Here is a 23,148-nt window from a genome sequence, read left to right on the forward strand (position 1 = left end):
TAGCGAGTGGCCGACCCGATAGGTCAGCCGCGGTGCGCGACGATGTTGAGAAGCGTCCCGTCCGGCGCCCGCACGAAGAACCGCCGCACACCCCACTCCTCGGTAGTGAGCGGATGGACGATCTCGTAGCCGCGTCGTTGAGCCTCGGCATACGCGGCGTCGACATCGTCGGCGTGCACCGACAACGCCGAATCCTCGGGCGCGGTCAGATCCTTCGTGACGAGTTGCACGTGCGCGCCCGATTCGACATCGGTGAACCGGGCCACCCATCCCAGGTTGAACTCCTCGGTCTGCAAACCGAGGAAGTACTGGTAGAACGCCTTCGCCTGGTCGATATCGGCGACCACGATGTTGGTGCTTACCTGCTTTGCCTGCATACGGGGCAGTCTAGGCCCCTCAGATCGGTCGGAAACCCGATCCGATCAGGGACGTCCGGTTGAGCGGACGCAGGATCTCGGTCATCTTGGTCGCGATCATCGGACTGTAGACCGGGAACGCGGGATTGACGCAGGGGATCGAAGGGGTGCCCGCGCCCGCGATGCGCAACGCACCATTCAGCATGCCGACGAGGCGGCCGCCGACGATGATCGGGCCGCCCGAGTCGCCGTGGTCGGCACACACATAGTTGAGTGCGGCGTCCCCGTCGTGGACCAGGGTCGGCCCACAGGTGAACCCGGTGGTGCGGCCAGCCTTGCACACGTTAGAGAACGGCTTCGGGTAAGTACCGATACGCGTGATCCGCGCCTTGCCGACCTGGCGGACCGCCTTGACGCGCGACGAGTTCAACGCGATGACAGCGACGTCGAGACTGTTGCTGCGGGTCACGATGGACCCGATGACGCCTGCCTTGCGGTTGCGTTCGGCCTGGATGGTGTTGCCGATGCCGCCGCAATGAGCAGCGGTGAGACCGACGAGACGTCCGGTGCGGTCATGCCCGACCGCCGTCATGGTGCACAGGGCATTTCCTGCAACGATGATTCCGGAACCGCCTCCGACTGTGGCCCGTGGTGCGGCATCAGCGGGTCCGCTGGGCACCAGCGCCGCGGCGGCGGCGACCGCGGCGACCGCGATCAGCACACGTTTGAACATCTTCACGTCGACAGAACTCCATTTCCAATAGTGAGTTCCGACCCCCGGCCGGCTCGATAGCGATTCAATCACAGCCAACGGCGCCGCAATGTGAGGCGAAGCGCCGCGTCGTGCAGGTGTGCCGAATACCGTTGGCGGCATGTCTACGCGCCCCGACCCGTCGACCATTGCCGTGTTTGCCTTGTCGACCCTGTCCGCCGCACTCGCTCCCGGGATGGTGGTGACCGACCCAGACATCCTCGGGGCGTACCGGTACGACAGGGCGAACGATCCCGACGCGGGCACCCCACTCGCGCTGGTCCGGCCCGTCACAACCGAAGATGTCCAGACGGCGGTCCGTTGGTGCGCCGAACATCGGGTCCCGATCATCACTCGGGGAGCCGGAACGAGCCTGTCGGGCGGGTCGACGGCAGTCGACGGCGCCGTGACGATCTCGACCGAGAAGATGCGGAATCTGACGATCGACACCGCGACGCGCACCGCCGTCTCGCAACCGGGCATGTTGAACGCCGAAGTCAAAGCCGCAGCGGCAGCGGAAGGCCTCTGGTATCCGCCGGACCCGTCGTCGTTCGAGATCTGCTCGATCGGCGGCAACGTCGCCACCAACGCGGGCGGACTGTGCTGCGTGAAGTACGGCGTCACGACCGACTACGTCCTCGGCCTGCAAGTGGTGTTGGCGGACGGCCGCGCCGTCCGGCTCGGCGGCAAGCAACTCAAAGATTCGGCAGGCCTGCCGCTGACGAAACTGTTCGTCGGCAGCGAAGGTCTCCTCGGCATCGTCACCGAAGTGACCCTGCGGCTACTGCCCCCGCAGGCGTCGGCGTGCACCGTCGTCGGGTCGTTCGGGAGCGTCCACGCCGCGTCGGAGGCCGTCCTCGCCGTGACCGCTCAGATCCGGCCCGCGATGCTCGAGTTCATGGACTCTGTGTCGATCAACGCCGTCGAAGACATGCTCAAAATGGGACTCGATCGGGATGCCGGAGCGATGCTCGTCGCCCAGTCGGACGCGCCGGGGCCCGCAGGCACCGCCGAGGTAGAACTCATCGAGCGTGCGTTCGCCACATGCGGTGCGGGAGAAGTCTTCTCGACGTCTGATCCCGTCGAGTCCGAGGCGTTCACCCAAGCCCGCCGCATGGCGATCCCCGCCGTCGAACGCCTCGGTGCACTCCTGCTCGAAGACGTCGGAGTTCCGCTCCCGTCGCTGCCCGCCCTCATCGACGGAGTCGAGGCGATCGCCGCAGACAACCGGGTTGTGATCTCCGTGATCGCCCACGCGGGCGACGGCAACACACATCCGTTGATCGTCCACGACCCGACCGACGCCGACGAGACGGCTCGCGCGAACACCGCGTTCGGCCAGATCATGAGCCTGGCGATCTCATTGGGCGGCACCATAACCGGCGAACACGGTGTCGGCAGGTTGAAGAAGGGCTACCTGCGCGACCAAGTCGGCGACGACGTCATGGACCTCACCACCGTGCTCAAATCCGCGCTCGACCCCGACGGCCTGTTGAACCCGGGCGTGCTGCTGTAGCGGTCAACTGATCCGGTCCAGAATGATCGTCGCGAGCTCGGCGGGGCGCTGGTCGGGGAGCCAGTGGGATGCGCCGTCGATTATCTCGAGGCGGAAGTCGCCGGTCACGTACTCGTGGGCTAGTTCGGCGCCGCTGCGAGCGAGCGCCGTGTCGCCGGAACTCCACACATGGGTGGTCGGCGCGGACACGGTGCGCTTGAGGGCGCCTGGACCGTCGAGCAGCATGGCGCGGTACCAGTTGAGGCCTCCCGTCAACGATGAGCCATCGACGATCTCGCGTTGGACGACTGCGACCTCGTCGAGCGACATGCCGGTCCGTTGCAGGCCGGTCGGCAGCACCGACCGGATGCGGGTGATCACGAGCTCCGGTAGCCACGGGATCTGGAAGAAGTACATGTACCAGGACATGAGAGCCTGGCGACTCCGCGTCATCGACCGGATGAAGGCTCCGGGATGCGGCACGGACACCGACGTCAGCGAGCGCACCAGATCGGGGCGGTTCATCGCGAGCGACCACGCGACGAGTGCACCCCAATCGTGGCCGACGACGTGCACGGGGCCACGGCCGATCTGCTCGACCAACGCCACGATGTCCGCAGTCAACTCGCTCGTCCGGTAATGCCACCGTCCGCGGGGCCGCGCCCGCGGCGAGTAGCCGCGCTGCGTCGGGGCGATCGTGCGAAACCCTTGCGCCGTCAACAGTTCCGAAACCTGCGACCACGACGACGCGGTTTGTGGGAATCCGTGCAGGAGGATCACCGGGTCGCCGTCGGCCGGACCGGAGTCGATGACGTCGAACGTGAGGCCGCAGCGGGTGAAGGTGTCCATGATGGTTCCGAGTCTGCCAGATCCGAGCATCCGGGTGAGCCTTCCCACAGCCCGCCGTCAGGGTTCGAGACCATACGCGCCCGCCGGGTAACTTATGGCTTCACGACGCGTCGCGACTCCCGGCGACGCGAGTAGCAAAAGGTGTGGTGAACAAGCGCGCATGACCGGTTCGGCGGCCCTTCAGGACAACGAATTCGAGAACTGTATTCGCGATCGATACGCCGGCGTGGAGCTCGTCGTCGAAACCGATCCGACGGTCGACGAGATCGGGCGCGTGCACTCCCAGCTCGGGAGGTTGATGTCGCAGATGCCCGCGGGCGCGCACTTCGCGCTCATCACCGGGTATCCGGCCCTCATCGCTACCGCGCTCGTCGGTCATGCCGCACTCCGTGACGGGTCGACCGACTTCTGGGACGGCTTCGCCACCGCACTCGGCGTCGATCGCGATCCGTCGTTCGAAGCCGCCCTCACCGGTTTCGCGGGTGACATGTTCCGTGCCGCCGGACTGCGCGACATCGAGGCGCTCCGCGACCGCGACCCCGTGTGGCTGCTCGAACTGCACGCGGGCATCCCGGCGCACGCCCTCGGCGGCCTCGTCGACCTGATCGAACAGCACGTGTCGGCCGGTCGAGCACCACAAGGCACGGTGGTGCTCGACCACCTGACCGAACCCGGGTTCGCCCACCGCCGCAGGCATCTTCCCCCTGAATTCCGCGCGCTTCTCGACCATGCGCCCGACATCGCCGTCACGTTCCTCGCGCGGATCTGCGCGGTGCTCGTCGCGAGCGTCGCCGAACCTGAGACCTGGGCCGCGTCCGAGCTCACCGCCGCCACCGTCGATCTGCCGCCGACAATCCTCGCGGCACTGCGAAGCCGGTTGGCGCACAAGCCCTTCCTTGACGGCGACCCCGAAGCGGCCGCACTGTGCGACGCCAGATTCCCCGAACTGCGCTACGACGCGGCCGAAGGCACACTCGACGTCGTGGTGCCGCCCGGCGCGGAGCCGACGACGTGGCGCGCGTGGACCGGCGATGCGCCCGAACAAGTTCGGGTCGGAACCGACGAGGCGGGAGTGGTCCCGGTGACGTCGGCTCTCCGCGAATGCGTGCTCGTCAACCTCGACAACGGCGCGCGGCGCGCCATCCCGGTCGTCCTGCCCGGCGACCCGATCGTCCTGTTCGCTCCCGACGGACGCGTCATGTCCCGGCACCGCACCCTCCCCGCGGGCGAGGTTGTCGCCCTCGTCCCCAAGGACGCCGAATTCGCGGGAACGGGGCGGAAGAAGGTCGCCGTCACCGACACCCGCAACGGTCCGTGGGACGGATGGCTCCTGCGAACCCTCGATCTCGCTGGGCACCGCGAGCTGAGCGTCGTCCGCGACGGGCGCCGAGGAACCGCCCGACGGGTACGGCCCGCCGAGAGCCCGAGCATCGAACTCCCCGAGCCGCTGCCTGGGATCACCACACGCGACGGCGACCCCGTCTTCGGTGAGCGCCCACTCGTCGACCTGCCCGCGCACGACGGCGACGACGTCAAAGAATGGCGGGTTCGGGTGCGTCGAGCCGGCGACCTCGATTGGCTCGTCGACTACCCGTGGGCCGCCGAAGACTTCATCACGTCCGCCGACCCGTTCGACGGCGTCGACGCACCGCTCCTCGGCATCTACGAGATCGTCGTCAGCGACTCCTACGCATTGGATCTGCGGCGCGTCGCCGTCATCGCCGAGGGACTCGACGCCGCCAACGAGCCTGCCGTGCGGCTGCCCGCCGCCGACGGCCTCGCCGAATCGACCACCGCGCTGTCCGCCGACGGTGGTCTGACCGTCGACGACGTAGAACTGGTCTTCGGGCCGACGGACGTCGAGAAGGTGACCAGGGTGTCGGCCGGTGAGTCATTGGAGCTGGAGCTGCTCGTGCGTCCGCCGCATGCGCTGGTGCGTCTCGAACGGGCGGGCGTCCCGTCCGCGTGGCAAACCGCGCTGCCGGTGATCGATGTGGAGGCCACCGATCACCGTCGTCTCGCCGTGTATGTCCCCGGCGGCGTCGATGTCTCGTTCGCTCTGCTCGACGGTGACCTCGACATCGTCCGGGAATGGGAGTCCGAAGGGCACGCGGGCACCGAGTTCGCGTTGGCGACCAAGCAGATCGCCGAAGCGTCTCGACGCCTGGTGAGCGGCACGCTCGTCGCCGTCATCGAAGACGCGGACGGCAGTACCGACGAGGCACCGATCGCCACCGTCACCCGTGGCGCGGGAGAAGCGGCCCAGGCCGCACCGTCGTCGGCGCCGGTCGTAGACGAGTTGACCGCCGCATGGATGCTCCTCGACACCGAGCAGGCAGCGGACGCCGAGAGTCCCGCGCCGTCGGTTGACGTGCTGATCGCCGACCCGACCGCGTCGCTCGTCGCGCTTGGTGACAGCCCCGTCGCACCACGCCGGATCCCGGCCCTGCTCATCCGCTCGGGTCTCGCCGAGCAGCCGTTCGCGCCGAGCGACCGGGCGAGCGCGTCACACCCGAACCCGTACGTCGGCTGCACCATCGCGATGTCGGCGATCGTCGATCCGGCCGCATCCGATCGCGACGAGATCCAGTCGTATCTGACTACGCGCGGCGGCGACGAACTGCTCCGCCTGCTCGCGACGGGGCGCATGAGCGATCCCCGGACCGGAGTCCTCGACCGCAACGTGATGGCTGTCGAATCCATGGGACGTGACCAGGTAGACATGCTGTTCGAGCACTTCCGTCTGGTGCCGGGGCCGGTCCTCGACCTCGACATGCGTACCAGTGCGACCATCGACGCGTTCCACCACCGCATGGAGTGGATGGCCGACCCGATCAGCGTGGAGGCTCCGCGGCACGTCAACACGATGCTGCGGGACGTGCGTCGATCATCGCCTGAGATGTACGACCTCATCGCCGCACGCAATGAAGCGCTCGACGGTGTCGACACCGGGGCCAATCCGTGGATGCTGCTGTCGATGCAGTCGATGGCGTTCGCCGCCGTCGCGCGACTGCAAGCCAACGATTGCCTCAAGAAGGGCGGCCTGACCGACGAGGGACGAGCCATGTGGGCGGCGCTCGCCGACTACTTCCCGGGAATGGTGTCGGCCGACCTGCTCACGGCGAACGCGGTCGCCGTGCGAGCCGCTGCGCTCGCCGCCGTCAAAAAATAGACCTACAGGCGCAGCGCGTCGGCGTCGACTCCCGCTTCGCGCAGCAGCGCCTTCCGCAGACCGGAACCGGTCTCGTAACCCGCCGCGTACGCGGCGCGCGTCACCGACGCGCCTTCGCGCAGACGGTCGACCGCCACGTTCAGGCGTGAACGGACCCGCCACTGTCGGAACGGGATACCGGTCTCGGCGACGAACAATCGCTGCAGGTGGCGTCCACTGACTCCATGTCGTGCGGCGATCTGATCCAGTGACTCCGACGAGAACGGAAGTTCGCGCGCTACTGCGGCCGCGACCGGGTGCGTCGGCGCGGGCAGCGAGAACCACGGCCCACGCAGCCGGGTCAGGACGTCGTCGAGCGCAGTGCGGAACACCTGTACTTCAGTGTCTGTGGTCGGCGCGGCACCGAGGATCGCGGTCATCACGGCGGTGACCGCCGGAATCGCGCCCAGGCGGTGCACGGGTTCGGGCGGGAGCGTCGACGGGGACAGTATCGGGCCGAGGACCAGACTGCCGGGGGAGTAGCGAGCCGAGTGCGGCACGTTCGGTGCCAGCCAGACCGACTCGTGCACCCCGAGCATCACCTGTTCGCCGTCGATTACCAGCCGCGCCGATCCCGCGCCGACGTAGACGAGGTGGGGTTCGTCGTGCGTGTGGGTGTCGTGGCCGAGGAACCGAATCGAGTTCTCGGGGACGATCGTCGCGAGACGCCCGGGCACCTGGTCCATGCACCCTCCTTTCAGCGTGTGGGCGGCGCCGCCATCGTGTCGGGTTGGTTCACAGGTCGTGTCAGGTGCGGACCGAACTCACCCGAAAATACGATTAGCTTAGTCTAGCCTAATAGGCCTCGCCTGACAGACAACGACAAGTAGGTTCACATGCGTCCCCTTCGTGCCTCCGGAGCAGCGATTCTCGCGCTCCTGACGGTTCTCGTCCTCGCCGTCGCCGGTTGCTCGTCGGCCGACGACTCCGCCGATTCTGACGGCGGTGAGCGAGTGGTACCGACCATCAACGGTGACGTGCGGATCCCGGCGAACCCAGAGCGGGTCGTCGTGCTGAATTATGCACTGGCCGGCTACCTCTACGACCTCGACGTCCCCGTCGTGGCGACCACCACCGAAGCGACCGATGAGAAGGGCGAATTCGCCGAGCAGTGGGCCGACGACGCGAAGGAGCAAGGCACCGTCCTGCTCCCGTGGAGCGTCGACGGTTTCGACATGGAAGCGATTCTCGAGCAGGACCCCGACCTGATCATCGCGGGCGGCATCGGCTTCCCCTTCAAGCACGCCACCGCCGCATACGACGAGTTGAGCAAGATCGCGCCGACCGTCGTCGTCGGCGACGACCTCACCGAGTGGCAGTCGCAGTACGAGTTCATCGCCGACAAAGTCTTCGGTAAGCCTGAGGTGTACCAGGACGCCGTCGAGGAGTACGACGCCCGTATCGACAAGGTCAAGAGCAACATCACGGTGCCTGAGGGCGAATCGGTGTTCTTGTCGATGCTCGCCGACGGCCGAGCATACGTTCTCATCGAAGACCGCGGCCTCCCGAAGGAGTTCGCCAAGGTCGGCTTCCGTCCCGCACCGCTGTTCGCGACCGGCAAGTATCAGCCGTACACCAAGGACGGCGACAGCTTTGAGCTGTCGACCGAACAGATCGGTCAGGTACTGACCCAGCCGACCCTGTTCGCCGCTGGATTCAATGCCGACGTCACGTCGATCGAGCAGATGCGCAAACAGCCGATCTGGGCGGCGCTGCCGTCGTTCCAAAAGAACCAGGCCTACGACCTGCCGTACTGGACGCAGCGCAGCGACTTCGATGAAGCGATGAAGACCCTGGACATCATCGAGGCGAAGTTTGGAAAGAAGTAGCCTCATGGCACAACGCCGTATCGTCCCGCTCCCACTCACCCTGCGGCGGCTCACTGTGTCGAGTACCGAACCGATCACACCGCGGATGCGGCGGGTGAGGTTGGGTGGTCCGGAGCTTCGGGAGTTCGAACGCGACGGGCTGACCTTGCCCGCGCTCGTCTGCCCGGGCTTCGACGACCACGTCAAACTGATCTTCGCGTCGAGCGGCGACGTCGCCGACGTCTTGCCGAAACAGGTCGAGCAGGGGATCGAGTGGCGGGCGTCGGAAGCCCTCGAGACGAGGGACTACACACCCGTCCAAGTCGACCTGGAGCGCGGTGAACTGACGTTGGACTTCGTCGTTCACACGGCAGGTGCGGGCCAGGGGCACGGCCCGGCGGCCGGCATCGGTGAGACGTGGGCCTGTGCGGCGCGTCCGGGCGACGAACTGTGGTTCGTCGGCCCCAAGTCGTCGACCGAGATACCCGACGACGTCGACTGGATTCTCCTGGCCGGTGACGAGACCGCCCAGCCCGCCGTCGAGCGGTTCCTGGCCGAGCGACCCGTCGACGTGCCCGCACGAATCGTGTTGGCCGTCGGCGACGAGTCGGCGCGCCGTGACTTCTGTCTCGGCCCCGACGACGAGATCACTTGGGTCGTCGCAGCGGCAGGCGATCGCGAGATCCTCGCCGCGGCCGTCGCCGATGTGACGCCGCTCCCCGGGCGGCCATACGTCTGGGCGGCCGCGGAGAGCCGGGCACTCCTGCCGATTCGAAAGTTCGCGTCACGCCAGCTCGACACGCCCAAATCCCATCGGGACATCACCGGCTACTGGCATCTGACGGACGTCGAACCGCAGACCGCGCCAGACGACCGCCCACAGGCGACCGCGACGCTGCCGCTGGTCACGTCTCCCGTCACCTGGTTCGCGGTGCGCGCGGCACTACGGTCGGGACTATTGGAAGCCATCGACGTCGAGCATCCTCGTCGGTCCAGCCTCACCGAGCAGGCTCCGCTCGTCGACGTGCTGCTCGCATGCGATGTTCTCCTCGACCGCGACGGCGCACTGTGGCTGACCGACACCGGCGAGACGCTACTCGCCGACGAGCATGTCGCCGAGGACTTCGACGGGGTATCCGCCGACCAGATGTTGGCGCTGGCCGATCTCGCCGACGCGCTCGGCACGGGGCGCCCGGCGTGGCAGGTGCGGACCGGACAGACGTTCGCCGAGACCGCGGCCGCCCAGGAGGAAGTCAGTGACGAACTGGTGGACCGCAGCTCGGGCCGCGTATACCTACTGCCCGCGATCACCAGGTTGCCCGTGTTCACCCGACAGCGGCTCGGGTTCTGCGGCCCCGGTGCCGACGTAGTCGCCGACGGGGTCGGCCGCACCGTCGAACCGCTCACGCAGACGTACGACGCCGTAGTGTGCGTCGACGCGCTCGCGAACCGCACCGACGAGGAGGTCGAAGCGTTCCTCCGCGACCTGCGCGACGTGACCGGGGAGGCAGTCGTCATCGAGTCGACGTCGCCGGACGGGCTCGGCGGCGACCCGGCTGAACACGCACTAATTCAACTGGCGACTGTCGGGTCCGCACCGCGTGATGACGCCCGCGTCGCGGAGCTCGCGGCGTCCGCCGAATGGACGGCGACCGACACTGTGTCCGTCGGGTGGGGGACGACCGCCATCACGCTGCGGAGGGACCCCAAGACCCCGTGAGAACCCGGCGATTCGCCGCGTTGGCGGTGGCGCTCGTCCTCCTTGCGGGACTGTGCGTGCTCAGCCTCGCGGTCGGCACCGCGCACCTGCCGCTGTCGACCGTGTGGGACGCGTTGCGAGGATCGGACGGCAGCATCGACCACATCACCGTCGCCGACGTCCGCGTGCCCCGCACGCTCATCGGGATCATGGTCGGCGCGGGCCTCGGCGTCGCGGGCGCCCTCATGCAGGCGATCACCCGGAATCCGCTCGCCGACCCCGGCATTCTCGGGGTCAACGCCGGAGCCGGGTTGGCGGTCGCTGTCGGCGTTGCCTACTTAGGGCTGACCGAGATCGAGGAGTTCATCTGGCTCGCCCTGGTTGGAGCCGTCGTCGCCGCGATCCTGGTGGCCGCGGTATCCGCGCGGGGAGCGGGCGGGGCCACACCGTTGCGACTTACCCTCGTCGGTGTCGCGGTCACCGCGGTGTTCAACGGCGTGAGTCAGAGCCTGTCGTTGGTGAACCCCGCACGCTTCGAGCACGTTCGCTTCTGGGGAGTCGGAACCATCGCGGATCGGCCGACGGGGACCGTCGAGTTCATCGCGCCGTTCATCGTCGTCGGCTTGGTGCTGGCGTTCGCGGGTGCGCGGTCGTTGAATGCGCTCGCCCTCGGCGACGACGTCGCCCGATCCATTGGCGCCCGCGTGCACACCACGAGGATCGCCGGGCTCGTGTCCCTGGTCCTACTGTGCGGTGCGGCGACGGCTGCCGCGGGCCCGATCGCCTTCGTCGGGCTCATGGTGCCCCACGCGGTCCGCCTCGTCTCGGGCGTCGACCAGCGCTGGGTGATCGTGTTCTCGGCTGTGATCGGCCCGTCGCTTCTGCTCGCCGCGGACATCGTCGGCAGGCTGGTGGTGTGGCCGGCCGAACTGCAGGTCGGTGTGGTGATGCCGGTGATCGGCGCACCGATCCTGATCTGGCTGGTGCGACGGAAGGCGAAGCTGTGACGCCCCGGACGGCGGTGAGCCCGCGGACATGGACCGTCAACGTCGTGACCATCGTGGTGATCGTCGCCTGTGTCGCCGTGTCGTTGATGGTCGGACGGTCGGGTCTGACGGTCGCGGACCTGATAGACCTGCTGACCGAAGACGGGAGCGCACGCGATCGTCTCGTCTTCGACTGGCGTGCTCCGCGCGCGTTGGCGGCTCCTGTGTTCGGTGCCTGCCTCGGCGTCAGCGGAATGATCTTCCAGTCCCTCACTCGGAACGCACTCGGTAGTCCGGACGTCATCGGACTTAACTCGGGCGCCTACACCGGCGTCATCGTCGTCCTCATGGTCGGCGGCTCCGGGTTCGGTGAAGTCGCGATCGGTGCGGTCATCGGCAGCATCGTCGCCGCGCTTGCGGTGTTCGTGTTCGCCTACCGCGGCGGCCTCGCCGGATTCCGGCTGATCATTGTCGGGATCGCCGTCAGCGCGGTGCTGTCGTCGTTCAACCATTGGTTCGCGGTCCGCGCCGACCTCGACGAGTCGATGCGCGCCGCTATCTGGGGTGCCGGCAGCCTCAAGGGAATGACGTGGACTCCGCTGGTCGCAGTCACCTGTATCGCGCTCATCCTGGCGTGCGCGCTTCCGCCACTGTCGCATGCGATGCGAGCATTCGAACTCGGGGAGGAGACTGCCGCTTCCCTTGGTGTTCGCGTGGAGCGGACCAAACTCGTGATGGTTCTCGTCGGTGTTGTGTTCACCGCGATCGTGACCGCGGTCGCCGGCCCGATCGCGTTCGTCTCGCTGGCGGCTCCGCAAATCGCGAAGCGCGTGATGCGCAGCCCATCGTTGAGCGTGACCGGGTCGGCCCTTGTCGGGGCGGCCGCACTGTCTGTCGGCGACCTGACTGCGCAACACCTTCTCGGCGACGTGTCCCCACCGGTCGGTGCGGTGACCGTCACCTTGGGCGGCCTCTACCTCATTTGGCTCCTGCTGAGGGAGTAGCTACGCCGAGCAACGGCTGCTCGTCCGGAACGAGCGCGTAACCACGGTCCCACGGCAGTCGGCCGTCACGGTCGGGCCAGACCAACTGCACCGCCTGGAACGACTGGCCGAACAGCAGTGACGTCACCCGCATCGGGGACGCGTCGATCACGTCGATTGCGGTCAGCTGGTAGCCGTTCGTCGATCGCATGCCGTCGATCGTCGAGCCCGCGCCGAAGCCGGGTGCCAACACCGCGCGCGCGGCGGCCTCGTTGAGTACGGCGCCCGCGTGTTCGGGATCGACTCCGGTGATGACGAGTTCGGGGCGTCCGAGCTCGGTGAGCCCGGACGTGTACGCCACTGGCGCGGACGACTCGTCGCCGTACACTCCGGTCACCGCCCACGACCCGGAAGCGATCAGCGACAGTGCGTGACCGATCAGATCGTCGGACCCGGTGCAGCGGGGGTCGAATTCACACATGGTTGACTCCTTTGTTCGTTCATGTGTTCGATCTGAGAGCAACTATAGGAGTCGGGTCCGACAGAACTGTGTCGCCAGGAGAGCGGCTGACGCGAGTGGCTACAGTGGTGGCGTGCCAGGACGTATTCCAGATAGCGACATCACGGCGATCCGTGAACAGACGCGTATCGAGGACGTCATCGGCGACTACGTGGCCCTCCGCAACGCGGGCGCCGACAGTATGAAGGGCCTCTGCCCGTTCCACGATGAGAAGAGTCCGTCGTTCCACGTCCGCCCCAACCACGGACACTTCCACTGTTTCGGGTGCGGTGAGGGCGGGGACGTCTACTCGTTCCTGCAGAAGCAGGAGCACGTCGGGTTCGTCGAAGCCGTCGAACAGCTAGCCGACCGGATCGGTTACCGCATCAACTATGAGGGCGGCGGGACGGCGATCAACCGTGACCGCGGCACCCGCGCCCGCCTCGTCGCGGTGAACGCGGCCGCACAGCGGTACTACGCCGAACAACTCCGCACCCCCGACGCCCAGGCCGCTCGTGACTTCCTCGCCGGGCGCGGATTCGACGGTGCGAGCGCGCAGACCTTCGGCTGCGGATATGCGCCCGCAGGCTGGGACACGATGACTCACGCGCTGCAGTCGCAGGGATTCACCTTCGCGGAGCTGGAGGCCGCGGGCCTGTCGAAGATGGGACGCAAAGGTCCCATCGACCGATTCCACCGTCGCCTCCTGTGGCCGATCCGGAACCTGGGCGGCGACGTCATCGGGTTCGGCGCGCGCAAACTGTTCGACGACGACCAACTCGGCAAGTACATGAACACGCCGGAGACCATGCTGTACAAGAAGTCGCAGGTGCTCTTCGGGCTCGACCTCGCGAAGAAATCCATCGCGAAAGGCCACCAGGTGGTCGTCGTCGAGGGATACACCGACGTCATGGCGATGCAGGCGGCAGGGGTGCACACCGCCGTCGCCTCGTGCGGCACCGCGTTCGGTGAGGACCACCTCGCGCTGATCCGCCGCCTGATGATGGACGACTCGTACTTCCGCGGCGAGGTGATCTACACCTTCGACGGAGACGAGGCGGGGCAGGCGGCCGCACTCAAGGCGTTCGAAGGCGAACAGTCGATCGCGGGCCAGACATTCGTCGCCGTCGCCCCCGACGGCATGGACCCGTGCGATCTACGCCAGCGGTCGGGCGACGCCGCCGTCCGCGACCTCATCGCGCGCCGCATCCCCATGTTCGAGTTCGCCATCAAGGCGCTGCTGCGTAAACACGACCTCGATACCGCCGAAGGGCGGGTCGCCGCATTGCGCGACACCGTGCCGGTGGTGTCGAGGATTCGCGACGTCGCACTCCGCGACGAGTACGCCCGACAACTCGCCGGCTGGGTCGGCTGGGACGACGTCGGCCAGGTGCTTTCCCGGGTGCGCGGCATGGCCAAGTCCGGTCGCGGCAGGCAGAACGGGCGCGCCGGCCGTGGGCGGGTGCGCCCGGAGGCGATGTCGCCGCCGCCCACCGCGCGACCCCTGCCCAACGATCCGCGACTGTGGGCGCAGCGCGAAGCCCTCAAAGCGGCACTGCAGTACCCGTCGATCGCGGGCACGGTCTTCGACTCCCTGCCGGGTGAGTGCTTCTCGGACCCGGCGTACCTGCGGCTGCGCGAGGCGATCGCGGCAGCGGGCGGTGCCGCGAGTGGATTCAGCGGCCCCACGTGGGTCGACGCGGTGATCCAGGCAGTCGACGATCAAGCGTTCACACCGCTCGTCACCGAACTCGCGGTGGAGTCGATGCCGGTGGAGGAGGACAAGATCCCGCGGTACATCTCGAGCGTTCTGGCCCGCTCCCAGGAGGTGTGGATCGGTTCGCAGATCGCCGACATCAAGTCGAAGCTGCGTCGCATGTCCCCGGGCGGCGACGCAGACGGGTACAACGCGCTGTTCGGAGACCTCGTCGCACTCGAAGCGTACCGGCGGAGCCTCCTCGAGCAGACGTTCGAGGCCGGTGCCTGACATTCGGGCAAAGACCCCCGATTCGGAGAGGTCCTGCACGCGCCGGCGACACGGGAATTAACGTGTAACACCGTGTTTCGTTCAGCGCCGACGACCTCGGCGCGGACGTGAAGTGCAACCCGTTGGGAGAAGAACTTGTCTGCACCTACTAAGGCGCGGTCGACGGCGCGCGAGCTGACCGGCCGCGCCATCGTCCTCGGTGGACTCATCACACTCGTGTTCACCGCCGCCAACGTCTACCTCGGCTTGAAAGTCGGACTGACGTTCGCCACCGCCATCCCCGCCGCCGTCATCTCGATGTCGGTGCTCCGGTACTTCCGCGATCATTCGATCGTCGAGAACAACATCGTCCAGACGATCGCGTCCGCTGCGGGCACCCTGTCGGCGATCGTGTTCGTGCTGCCCGGTCTCATCATGATCGGCTGGTGGAGCGGATTCCCGTACTGGACGACGGTCGCGGTCTGCGCGATTGGCGGCGTCCTCGGCGTCATGTACTCGATTCCCGTGCGGCGAGCGCTCGTCACCGGATCGGATCTGCCATACCCCGAAGGTGTCGCCGCCGCGGAGGTCCTCAAAGTCGGTGAAGCGGCGACCGACCGTGAGCCCGGTGACGGCACTAAGGGGGTTGACCAGAATCGCGGCGGCATGCGGGCCATCGTCGTCGGGTCACTCGGAGCCGCCCTGTTCTCCTTGCTGGGGTCGTTGAAGCTGCTCGCGACCGAAGCGTCCGTCGCATTCAAGGTCGGATCGGGAGCCACTATGCTCAGCGGCAGCCTGTCGCTCGCTCTCATCGGCGTCGGTCACCTCGTCGGCGTCGCGGTGGGCATCGCGATGCTCGTCGGCCTGGTGATCTCGTTCTTCGTCATGCTGCCGATCCGCACGTGGGGCGCGGGGCAGGGCGGTGAGTCGCTTCTCGATTTCGTCGACAGCGTCTTCTCCAACGAAGTCCGGATGGTCGGCGCGGGCGCGATCGCCGTCGCCGCGGTCTGGACGCTCGTCACCGTCATCGGTCCCATCCTCAAGGGCATCATCGCTGCCATGGCGAGCGCGAAGGCGCGCAAGGGCGGCACCGAGGTTGACATCACCGAACGCGACATCCCGATCCAGTGGGTCGGGCTGACCGTCGTGATCGCGATGATCCCGATCGGCTGGCTGCTGTGGGACTTTGCCGCGGACTCGCACATCTCCGACTCGCTCGGCGGCATCGTGGCCGTCAGCATCGTGTTCGTCCTCGTCATCGGACTCGTCGTCGCCGCAGTCTGCGGATACATGGCCGGTCTGATCGGTTCGTCCAACAGTCCGATCTCGGGTGTCGGCATCCTCGTCGTGCTGTGTGCGGCACTACTGATCAAGGTGACGCACGGGTCGACGAGTGACCAATCGGAAATCGATGCGCTCGTCGCCTACACGCTGTTCACCGCTGCCGTGGTGTTCGGTGTCGCAACCATCTCGAACGACAACCTCCAGGACCTCAAGACTGGACAGCTCGTCGGTGCCACGCCGTGGAAGCAGCAGGTGGCCCTCATCGTCGGTGTGCTCTTCGGTGCGGCGATCATCCCGCCGATCCTGAGCCTGATGAACAATGCGTTCGGCTTCGTCGGCGGCACCAACGCCAACGGCGCCGACGGCACCCTGTCCGCTCCGCAGGCGAACCTGATGGCGACATTAGCCAAAGGCGTGTTCGGCGGCGACCTCAACTGGGCGCTCATCGGGCTGGGCGCGCTCATCGGTGTCGGCGTCATCGTCGTCGACGAAGCACTCAAACGCGGCACGACGAGTCTGCGTCTGCCGCCGCTTGCCGTCGGCATGGGCATGTACCTTCCGATGGCGTTGACGCTGGTGATCCCGATCGGCGCATTCATCGGCCGCTACTACGACAAGTGGGCCGACCGCGACGCCGTCGACGGGACACGTAAGAAGCGGCTCGGCGTTCTCCTCGCGACCGGCCTGATCGTCGGCGAGAGCATCTACGGGGTGATCTTCGCCGGCATCGTCGCGGCGACCGGCAACGACGCACCGCTGTCGGTGGTCGGCGACGGCTATGGCGATTCGGCACAGATCGTCGGCATCATCGTGTTCGTCCTGCTCGTTGGTGGCCTGTACCGGTACACGCAGCAGCGGGCCCAGCGCGACTTCACGGAGATGTCCCGGTAATGTGGGACCGCCCCGTTAGCCAAGTTGGTTAAGGCCCCGCTCTCATAAAGCGGTTATTCGTCGGTTCGAGCCCGACACGGGGCACGTGAGAGACCCGTTGGCCGCGCCCGACCTGCGTCGATCGTCGGTGGGTTTCGACCTCGTGGTCGCGGTACTCGTCGGACTCGTGGTTGCGGCATCCAACGCGGGGATGGGCCCGCAGCTGTACGTCGCGGGCGGACTCATCGCGATCGCGCTCGCCCTCCGACGCGTGGCGCCCAGCGTGATGATGACCGCTGCGGTCGCGTCCGCAGTGGTCCAGGTCGCGACGCTGTCGGTCACCGCGCTGTCGGTGATGTACGCGCCGATGTTCTTCACCGCGGGCGGACACCCCGACCAGCGCGTCCGGAAAGGCTCGTTCGCCGTCGCGGTCGTCGGTTCGATCGTCGCCGGCGCGGTCGTGCCGCATGCGTACGGCGACTTCGAGGTCGGCGACGGCAGCGCCGTGTGGGGGACGGCGTTCGGGATCGTCGGCAGTGCGGTCTTCGTCGTCGGCGGATGGACGGCGGGCTTCGTCGGATACCAGCGGCGAAGTGTGGCGGCGGCCGAGGTGAGCGAGACGATCGCAGAACTGGAACGGCGACGGGTGCTCGATCGGTACGGCGAGCAGTCCGAGCGGGCACGGTTGGCCCGGGACATGCACGACGTGGTCGCGCATTCACTCGCCGTCGTCATCGCGCAGGCCGAGGGCGCCAAGTACACGCTCGCCGCGAACCCCGATGCGGCGCGGGATGCTCTCGGCATCATCGCCGACACCGCTCGGGACGCGCTCGCCGACGTGCGCACCGTACTGGAGGAGTTGCGCAGCACCGAGACGGTCGGTGAAGTGAGCCGAATCGACCGCGACCAGCTGTTCGCGCGGATGCGGGCCGCGGGGATGACGATCGAGGCGACCGAGACGGGTTCGGCCGACGACACAGACGTGGTGACCGTCCACGTCGCCCATGCGATCCTCACCGAGGCACTGACCAATGCGCTCAAATACGGTGACCTCGCGCGGCCGGTGCGGGTTGCGCACGACTGGACCGACGGGTGTCGGCTCACCGTCGGCAACACGGTGGCCACTGACCCGCTCGCACCGGGCGGTGCGCGACACGGCATCATCGGGATGACCGAGCGCGCCGCCCACGTCGGCGGCAGCCTGTCGAGCACTCGAACCGACGACGGCTGGCTCGTCGTCCTGACCGTACCCGCCTCGGAAGGACTCACCCGATGATCCGTGTCGCCCTCGTCGACGACCAGCCGTTGTTCCGCGGCGGCATCGCGATGATCTTGGAGAGCCAACCCGACATCGAGGTGGTCGCCCAGGAGTCGTCGGCACTCGGCGTGGCGACGATGGTTGCCACCGCGCGGCCCGACGTGATTCTGATGGACGTGCGGATGCCCGGCGTCGACGGCATCACCGCTACATCGGCGCTGGTCCGAGAATTGGGCGACGCGGCTCCACGCATTCTCGTGCTCACGACGTTCGACGTCGACGAGGCCGCCGCATCGGCCATCGAAGCGGGTGCCAGCGGGTTCGTCCTGAAAGACGCACAGCCCGACTTCCTGCTCGCGGCCGTCCGTGCCGTCGCCGACGGGAGCCAGGTTGTCGCCGCGTCGGCCACCCGTCAACTGTTCGAACGGCATCGCACGCGGCGCGCCACCGAACCCGGACCCGAATACGACGGACTGACGCCGAGGGAACGAGAGATTCTCGTACGGGCCGCCCGTGGGCTGTCGAACGCCGAGATCGCGGCGGCTGAGTTCTTGTCCGAAGCGACCGTCAAGACCCACATCTCACGGATCTTCGCCAAATTGGGGCTGCGTGACCGCGTACAACTCGTGGTGTACGCGTACGAGCACGACCTGGTGTGAAACACACCGGGCGTACATCGCGAGATGTACGCCTAACCACCCCTCCGGCGGATGCGTTCGTGCAGTTCAGAGCCATAGCGTTGAGATATGAACAGTATCGAACCCACCGCGGCGGTCACCCTCCGCAAGGTGTCCCGCACGTACGGCGACCCAGCCAATCCGATCCATGCGCTCCGCGACGTGAGCGTCGACATCAACCGGAGTGAGTTCACCGCCATCATGGGCCCATCCGGGTCCGGCAAGTCGACGCTAATGAACGTGATGGCCGGTCTCGACGAGGCGTCGGCCGGTCAGATCTGGTTGGGCGCCAACCCAATCGTCGGCCTCGGTGACACCGCGCGGACCATTCTGCGCCGCACCATGATCGGCTTCGTCTTTCAGTCGTTCAATCTTGTGCCGACCTTGACCGCTGACGAAAACATCCGGCTGCCGTTCGTCCTCGCTGGACACCGACCGACCACCGAGCAGGAGTCGTGGATCGCCCACCTGGTGACCTCCCTCGGCCTGCGCGACCGACTCGGGCACCTCCCGTCCGAGCTGTCCGGCGGGCAGCAACAGCGCGTCGCCATCGTGCGTGCGCTCGCCGGACGTCCGACGATCATCCTCGCCGACGAGCCGACCGGAGCCCTCGACACCCGGACGAGCCGCGAAGTCCTCACCCTGTTGACGACGGCGGCCCGCGAGTACGGGCAGGGCATCGCGATGGTCACTCACGACCCCGTCGCCGCGTCGTACGCCGACCGCATCCTCGTACTGGCCGACGGCGCCATCGTCGGCGAGTATCGGGGCCTGGACCCTCGACAGATCTCCGACCTGCTCATCACGTTGCAGGGGGCGGCAGCATGAGGGCGACCAGTTCGCGCCTGACGGTCGGGTCGCTTCGTGAACTTTCGGCGGTCGGCGTCGTCTGCGGACTCAGCTCCCTGTACGCGACGACATTGATCTGTGCGTCAACGATCCTGAGCACCATGGCGAGAACCGAAGGCGGAAGCGTCGGTCTGCTCTTCGACGTTGTGGCGGGCGTGTTCATCATGATCGCGTTGTTCGTCGCCGCCGTCGTCATCGGTAACGGTGTCGACACGGTGATCGCGGGACGACGCAAGGAACTCGGTCTGCTCCGACTCGTCGGCGCCAGCAGCAGCCAGTTACGCGACTCCCTAGTCTCCGCTGTCGCGAAGGTCGCGGCGGTCGGTGCGGTGGTCGGTGCCGTCGTGGGCGTCGCCGGTGCATGGATCGGCCGAGTGATGCTCGTCCGGCGCGGCACGCTGCCGCGCGCGCACTACGACGTCCTGCCGCCACTCGTCGTGCTCGGGGCGCTCGCTGTCGTCGCCACCGCCGTCGGCGCGGCCTACATCGGATCGCGCTCGGCACTGTCGAGCGCGACTGCGGTCCGGTCGACCCGCGCCGTCCGATCGTGGCTGCGCGACCTCGTCGGAGCCGTCCTCATCGCTGGGGGAGCGGTCCTGCTCGTCGGAGCCTGCTATCTCGGCGAGAACGCGAGCACGGCCGGATTCGCCGTCGCCTTCATCGGGTCGGCGGTCCTCGCGGTCGGGATCATGCTCGGCGCGGGCCGCATCGTGCCCGGTCTCGTCGCACTCGCCGGGCGGTTGGTCGGCAGTTCGCCGTCGGCGGTCATCGCTAGAAAGAACGCGGTCAGCGATCCGCAGCGGACCACCCGGTCGACGATTGGACTGCTCATCGGGGTGACCCTGGTGACGACGATTGCGGGCGGGATGCGGGCGCTCACCGAATCGGTGCACAGCTGGGAAGGGCTGACACCCGATGAGGTCCGCGAGACTCGACAGGTGCTATCGGTGACGTCGAGCGTACTGATCGCCATGATCGCGATCTCGGCGGTCATCGCGGCGGTCGGATTCGTGTCCACCATGTCACTGACCGTGATCAGCCGGACCCGCGAGATCGGCATGCTGCGCGCCATGGGGTTCACCGGCCGGCAGATCCGGTCGATGATCACCCTCGAATCGGTGGCGCTCAGCGGGACCGCAGTGGTGTTCGGGCTGCTGCTCGGAGTGGTGCTGGGCGCAGTCGGCGCGCAGTCGCTCGTCGGCGCCATGACCGGCGGCTTCTCGATCGGCTTACCGGTGCCAGCGCTCCTGACTATCGTCGCGTGCACCATCGTCCTGGTGCTCGCCGCCTCACTCCCGCCGAGTCGACGGGCCGTCGCAGTCTCACCCGTCGACGCGCTGGCCGTCGCCTAGGGTGCGGGCGTCCGAACCTCCGTGGAGGTCTCGTCGTCGATGTTGTCGGGGATCTCGAATGGCTCGGGGAGCACCTGACCTTCGCCGAGGCCTTCCACTTCGGCTTCGCCGCGGACCTTGGTCGACAGTGGGCGTTCGTCGACGAAGAGCAGAGCGATCAAGGCGATGACGGCGAGCGGGACGAAGAACAGGAAGATCGGCAGCAGTGCGTCGTTGTACGACTCGACGATCGGCATCCGGATCTGGTCGGGCAGCGAGTCGACCAGGGCCGGGGTCAGGCTGTTCTGTCCGCCACCAGAACTGCTGAGCTTATCGGCGGAGCCGCCGAGGTTCTCCTTGAGTAGGTCGACCAGACGCGATGCGAAGATCGAACCGACGATCGCCGAACCCAGCGTCGCACCGACCTGACGGAAGTAGTTGTTGGCGGCGGTCGCCGTGCCGACGAACGCTCCGGGGAACTCGTTCTGCACGATCAGGGTGAGGATCTGCATGATGAGACCGAGGCCGACGCCGAAGATCGCCAGATAGATGCACATCTGCCAGTTCGGCGTGGACGGGTGCATGGTCGAGATGAGTGCGAGCGCGATGCCGAGGACGACGGCGCCTGCGAGCGGGTACCGCTTGTATTTTCCGAACCGCGAGATCAACTGGCCGGAGATGATCGAGGTGATCAGCAGACCGCCCATCATCGGGGTCATGTAGAGGCCCGCGACGGTCGCGTCGACGCCGGTGACCATCTGGATGTACGTCGGCATGTAGCCGAGGGCGCCGAACATCGCGATGCCGACCATCAGGGCCGCGATCGTGACGAGGACGAAGTTGCGGTTGCCGAACAACTGCAGCGGGATCACGGGCATGTCGGCGCGCTTCTCCGCGATCACGAATGCGACGGCGAGGATGATGGTCGCGACACCGAGGCCGATGATCTGCGGGCTGATCCAGTCGTAAGTGTGGCCGCCCCACGTGCACATCAGGACGAGTGTCGTGGTCGCGGCGGCGACCAGCCCCATGCCCAGATAGTCGAGCTTGGGTCGCTCTGCGTGGTCGGGCTTGGGTAGACGCATGAATGCGATCGTCGCGGCGATCGCGAGGGCTCCGAGTGGAATGTTCATCCAGAACGCCCAACGCCAGCCGGGACCTTCAGTGAGCCAACCGCCCAGGAGCGGTCCGGCGACCGATGCCACCGCGAAGACGGCGCCCATGAATCCCATGTAGCGTCCGCGGTCGCGCGGAGAGACGACGTCGGCGATTGCGGCCTGCGCCAGAATGATGAGCCCGCCGCCGCCGAGACCCTGGACGACGCGGCCGACGATCAGCCAGATGATGTTGCCTGCGAGCGCGCCGACGACGGAACCGACCATGAACACGCTGATCGCGAAGAGCAGCGCGGGTTTGCGGCCGATGAGGTCGCTGATCCGGCCGTACACGGGCATCACGATCGTCATCGCGAGGATATAAGCGGTGATCACCCAGGTCATCTGGTCGACGCCGTCGAGTTCGCCGACAATGGTCGGCAGTGCCGTCGACAGGACTGTTTGGTTGAGTGATGCCAGCAGCATCGTGATCATCAAGCCGATGAACAGCAGGATGATGTTCTTCTGTGACATCCCGGTCGGGGTGCCCGAGGCCGATGGCGGGGTGGCCGCGTCGGTCGAAGTCATGAAAGGTCCTTGATGGTAGTGCGGAAGACGTTGATCGCGGCGCCGACAGCAGGTGAGTCGGGGTTGTCGAAGACGTCGGGGTCTCGTCCGTGAGCGAAGCGCATGACGGCCATGGCGAGCAGCAGCAGAGCTAAGGCCCGGTCGGCCTCGTCGCCGTCGTAGCGCTCGGCGAGTGCCTTCGCCAGGAGTTCGTGGGCCGCCATGGCGTGATCCTGTGTCCGGGCTTTGAGCTCGGGATGGGCCAGGATGAGGGCGTGCCGTTCGGCCGGTCGGTTCCGGACGCGTCGGGCGCTCGACGCGACCGAGAAGACGATCCGCACCGCACGCTCGAATTGCCCGGGACCGTCGAATAGATGGTCGACGGCGTCGGCCGGGATCGTCGGCTCGCCTGCGCCGAGCACGGCGTCTTCCTTGCTCGCGAAGTAGTTGAAGAACGTTCGGCGCGAGACGCCCGCGCGATCGGCGATGGCGCTGACCGTCGTCTCGGTGAGACCGTTCTCCTGGACGAGATCGATGGCCGCATTGTGCAGACGGAGCAGTGTCTCGGCTCGTTGCCGGTCCCGGAGACCCCCATGAGTTTCTTGCACTAGTGCA

The 23,148-nt window shown here is 67.1% G+C and carries 19 protein-coding genes and 1 tRNA gene; 13 read left to right on the forward strand and 7 right to left on the reverse strand.

The features are described 5' to 3' along the window. Positions 1-23: 23 nt before the first annotated feature. Positions 24-377, reverse strand: a complete 354-nt coding sequence (locus MP11Mi_RS13515; RefSeq protein ID WP_420039421.1) for a VOC family protein — start codon at positions 375-377, stop codon at positions 24-26. A gap of 19 nt (positions 378-396) precedes the next feature. Beyond that, on the reverse strand, positions 397-1,089 hold the full coding sequence (locus MP11Mi_RS13520) for a trypsin-like serine protease (protein WP_420042103.1): 693 nt from the start codon (positions 1,087-1,089) through the stop codon (positions 397-399). A gap of 139 nt (positions 1,090-1,228) precedes the next feature. On the opposite strand from MP11Mi_RS13520, the gene MP11Mi_RS13525 reads away from it, so the two are divergent. Continuing rightward, a complete protein-coding gene (locus tag MP11Mi_RS13525; RefSeq protein ID WP_420712792.1) occupies positions 1,229-2,623 on the forward strand; it encodes an FAD-binding oxidoreductase in 1,395 nt (464 codons plus the stop codon). A gap of 3 nt (positions 2,624-2,626) precedes the next feature. Here MP11Mi_RS13525 and MP11Mi_RS13530 read toward each other — a convergent pair whose 3' ends face one another. Next, positions 2,627-3,451: an alpha/beta fold hydrolase gene (locus tag MP11Mi_RS13530; protein WP_420039422.1), complete on the reverse strand. Its 825-nt coding sequence runs from the start codon at positions 3,449-3,451 to the stop codon at positions 2,627-2,629. Between the two features lie 160 nt (positions 3,452-3,611). Here MP11Mi_RS13530 and MP11Mi_RS13535 point away from each other — a divergent pair, with 160 nt between their 5' ends. Further along, entirely contained in the window at positions 3,612-6,623 is a 3,012-nt protein-coding gene (locus tag MP11Mi_RS13535; RefSeq protein ID WP_420039423.1) for a hypothetical protein, read from the forward strand. A gap of 2 nt (positions 6,624-6,625) precedes the next feature. Here MP11Mi_RS13535 and MP11Mi_RS13540 read toward each other — a convergent pair whose 3' ends face one another. After that, positions 6,626-7,348: a helix-turn-helix transcriptional regulator gene (locus MP11Mi_RS13540; RefSeq protein WP_420039424.1), complete on the reverse strand. Its 723-nt coding sequence runs from the start codon at positions 7,346-7,348 to the stop codon at positions 6,626-6,628. Between the two features lie 150 nt (positions 7,349-7,498). On the opposite strand from MP11Mi_RS13540, the gene MP11Mi_RS13545 reads away from it, so the two are divergent. Genes MP11Mi_RS13545 through MP11Mi_RS13560 form a run of 4 tightly spaced genes read left to right on the forward strand, consistent with a single transcriptional unit; the run spans position 7,499 to position 12,159 of the window. Next, positions 7,499-8,491, forward strand: coding sequence for an ABC transporter substrate-binding protein (locus tag MP11Mi_RS13545; RefSeq protein ID WP_420039425.1), 993 nt, complete (start codon positions 7,499-7,501; stop codon positions 8,489-8,491). A 4-nt stretch (positions 8,492-8,495) separates the two neighbouring features. Next, positions 8,496-10,190: a siderophore-interacting protein gene (locus tag MP11Mi_RS13550; RefSeq protein ID WP_420039426.1), complete on the forward strand. Its 1,695-nt coding sequence runs from the start codon at positions 8,496-8,498 to the stop codon at positions 10,188-10,190. Beyond that, positions 10,187-11,176 carry a FecCD family ABC transporter permease gene (locus MP11Mi_RS13555; RefSeq protein ID WP_420039427.1) on the forward strand — a complete coding sequence of 330 codons (990 nt, stop codon included), beginning with the start codon at positions 10,187-10,189 and terminating at the stop codon, positions 11,174-11,176. Before MP11Mi_RS13550 ends, MP11Mi_RS13555 begins: the two co-directional genes overlap by 4 nt. Beyond that, positions 11,173-12,159: a FecCD family ABC transporter permease gene (locus MP11Mi_RS13560; protein WP_420039428.1), complete on the forward strand. Its 987-nt coding sequence runs from the start codon at positions 11,173-11,175 to the stop codon at positions 12,157-12,159. Before MP11Mi_RS13555 ends, MP11Mi_RS13560 begins: the two co-directional genes overlap by 4 nt. Here the strand turns inward: MP11Mi_RS13560 and MP11Mi_RS13565 are convergent. Then, positions 12,134-12,619 carry a DUF4262 domain-containing protein gene (locus MP11Mi_RS13565; protein ID WP_420039429.1) on the reverse strand — a complete coding sequence of 162 codons (486 nt, stop codon included), beginning with the start codon at positions 12,617-12,619 and terminating at the stop codon, positions 12,134-12,136. The two genes, MP11Mi_RS13560 and MP11Mi_RS13565, sit on opposite strands and share 26 nt — an antisense overlap. A gap of 112 nt (positions 12,620-12,731) precedes the next feature. Here MP11Mi_RS13565 and dnaG point away from each other — a divergent pair, with 112 nt between their 5' ends. The 7 genes from dnaG (at position 12,732) to MP11Mi_RS13600 (ending at position 20,893) form a co-directional block, all read left to right on the forward strand. Then, on the forward strand, positions 12,732-14,624 hold the full coding sequence (gene dnaG / locus MP11Mi_RS13570; RefSeq protein ID WP_420039430.1) for a DNA primase: 1,893 nt from the start codon (positions 12,732-12,734) through the stop codon (positions 14,622-14,624). A gap of 135 nt (positions 14,625-14,759) precedes the next feature. Continuing rightward, on the forward strand, positions 14,760-16,778 hold the full coding sequence (locus MP11Mi_RS13575) for an OPT family oligopeptide transporter (RefSeq protein WP_420039431.1): 2,019 nt from the start codon (positions 14,760-14,762) through the stop codon (positions 16,776-16,778). A 9-nt stretch (positions 16,779-16,787) separates the two neighbouring features. Continuing rightward, positions 16,788-16,862 (forward strand) — tRNA-Ile (locus tag MP11Mi_RS13580). 1 nt (position 16,863) lies between these two features. Then, the gene (locus MP11Mi_RS13585; RefSeq protein ID WP_420039432.1) at positions 16,864-18,033 is read left to right on the forward strand and encodes a sensor histidine kinase; all 1,170 of its coding nucleotides are present in this window, start codon (positions 16,864-16,866) and stop codon (positions 18,031-18,033) included. Then, positions 18,030-18,674: a response regulator transcription factor gene (locus tag MP11Mi_RS13590; protein WP_420039433.1), complete on the forward strand. Its 645-nt coding sequence runs from the start codon at positions 18,030-18,032 to the stop codon at positions 18,672-18,674. Before MP11Mi_RS13585 ends, MP11Mi_RS13590 begins: the two co-directional genes overlap by 4 nt. A gap of 87 nt (positions 18,675-18,761) precedes the next feature. Beyond that, a complete protein-coding gene (locus MP11Mi_RS13595) occupies positions 18,762-19,520 on the forward strand; it encodes an ABC transporter ATP-binding protein (RefSeq protein ID WP_420039434.1) in 759 nt (252 codons plus the stop codon). Continuing rightward, the gene (locus tag MP11Mi_RS13600; protein WP_420039435.1) at positions 19,517-20,893 is read left to right on the forward strand and encodes an ABC transporter permease; all 1,377 of its coding nucleotides are present in this window, start codon (positions 19,517-19,519) and stop codon (positions 20,891-20,893) included. Before MP11Mi_RS13595 ends, MP11Mi_RS13600 begins: the two co-directional genes overlap by 4 nt. Here the strand turns inward: MP11Mi_RS13600 and MP11Mi_RS13605 are convergent. Continuing rightward, on the reverse strand, positions 20,890-22,554 hold the full coding sequence (locus tag MP11Mi_RS13605) for an MDR family MFS transporter (RefSeq protein ID WP_420039436.1): 1,665 nt from the start codon (positions 22,552-22,554) through the stop codon (positions 20,890-20,892). The genes MP11Mi_RS13600 and MP11Mi_RS13605 overlap by 4 nt on opposite strands. Then, entirely contained in the window at positions 22,551-23,141 is a 591-nt protein-coding gene (locus tag MP11Mi_RS13610) for a TetR/AcrR family transcriptional regulator (RefSeq protein ID WP_420039437.1), read from the reverse strand. Before MP11Mi_RS13610 ends, MP11Mi_RS13605 begins: the two co-directional genes overlap by 4 nt. Positions 23,142-23,148 lie beyond the last annotated feature (7 nt).

This window comes from Gordonia abscondita (genome assembly GCF_032711245.1).
GTDB lineage: Bacteria > Actinomycetota > Actinomycetes > Mycobacteriales > Mycobacteriaceae > Gordonia.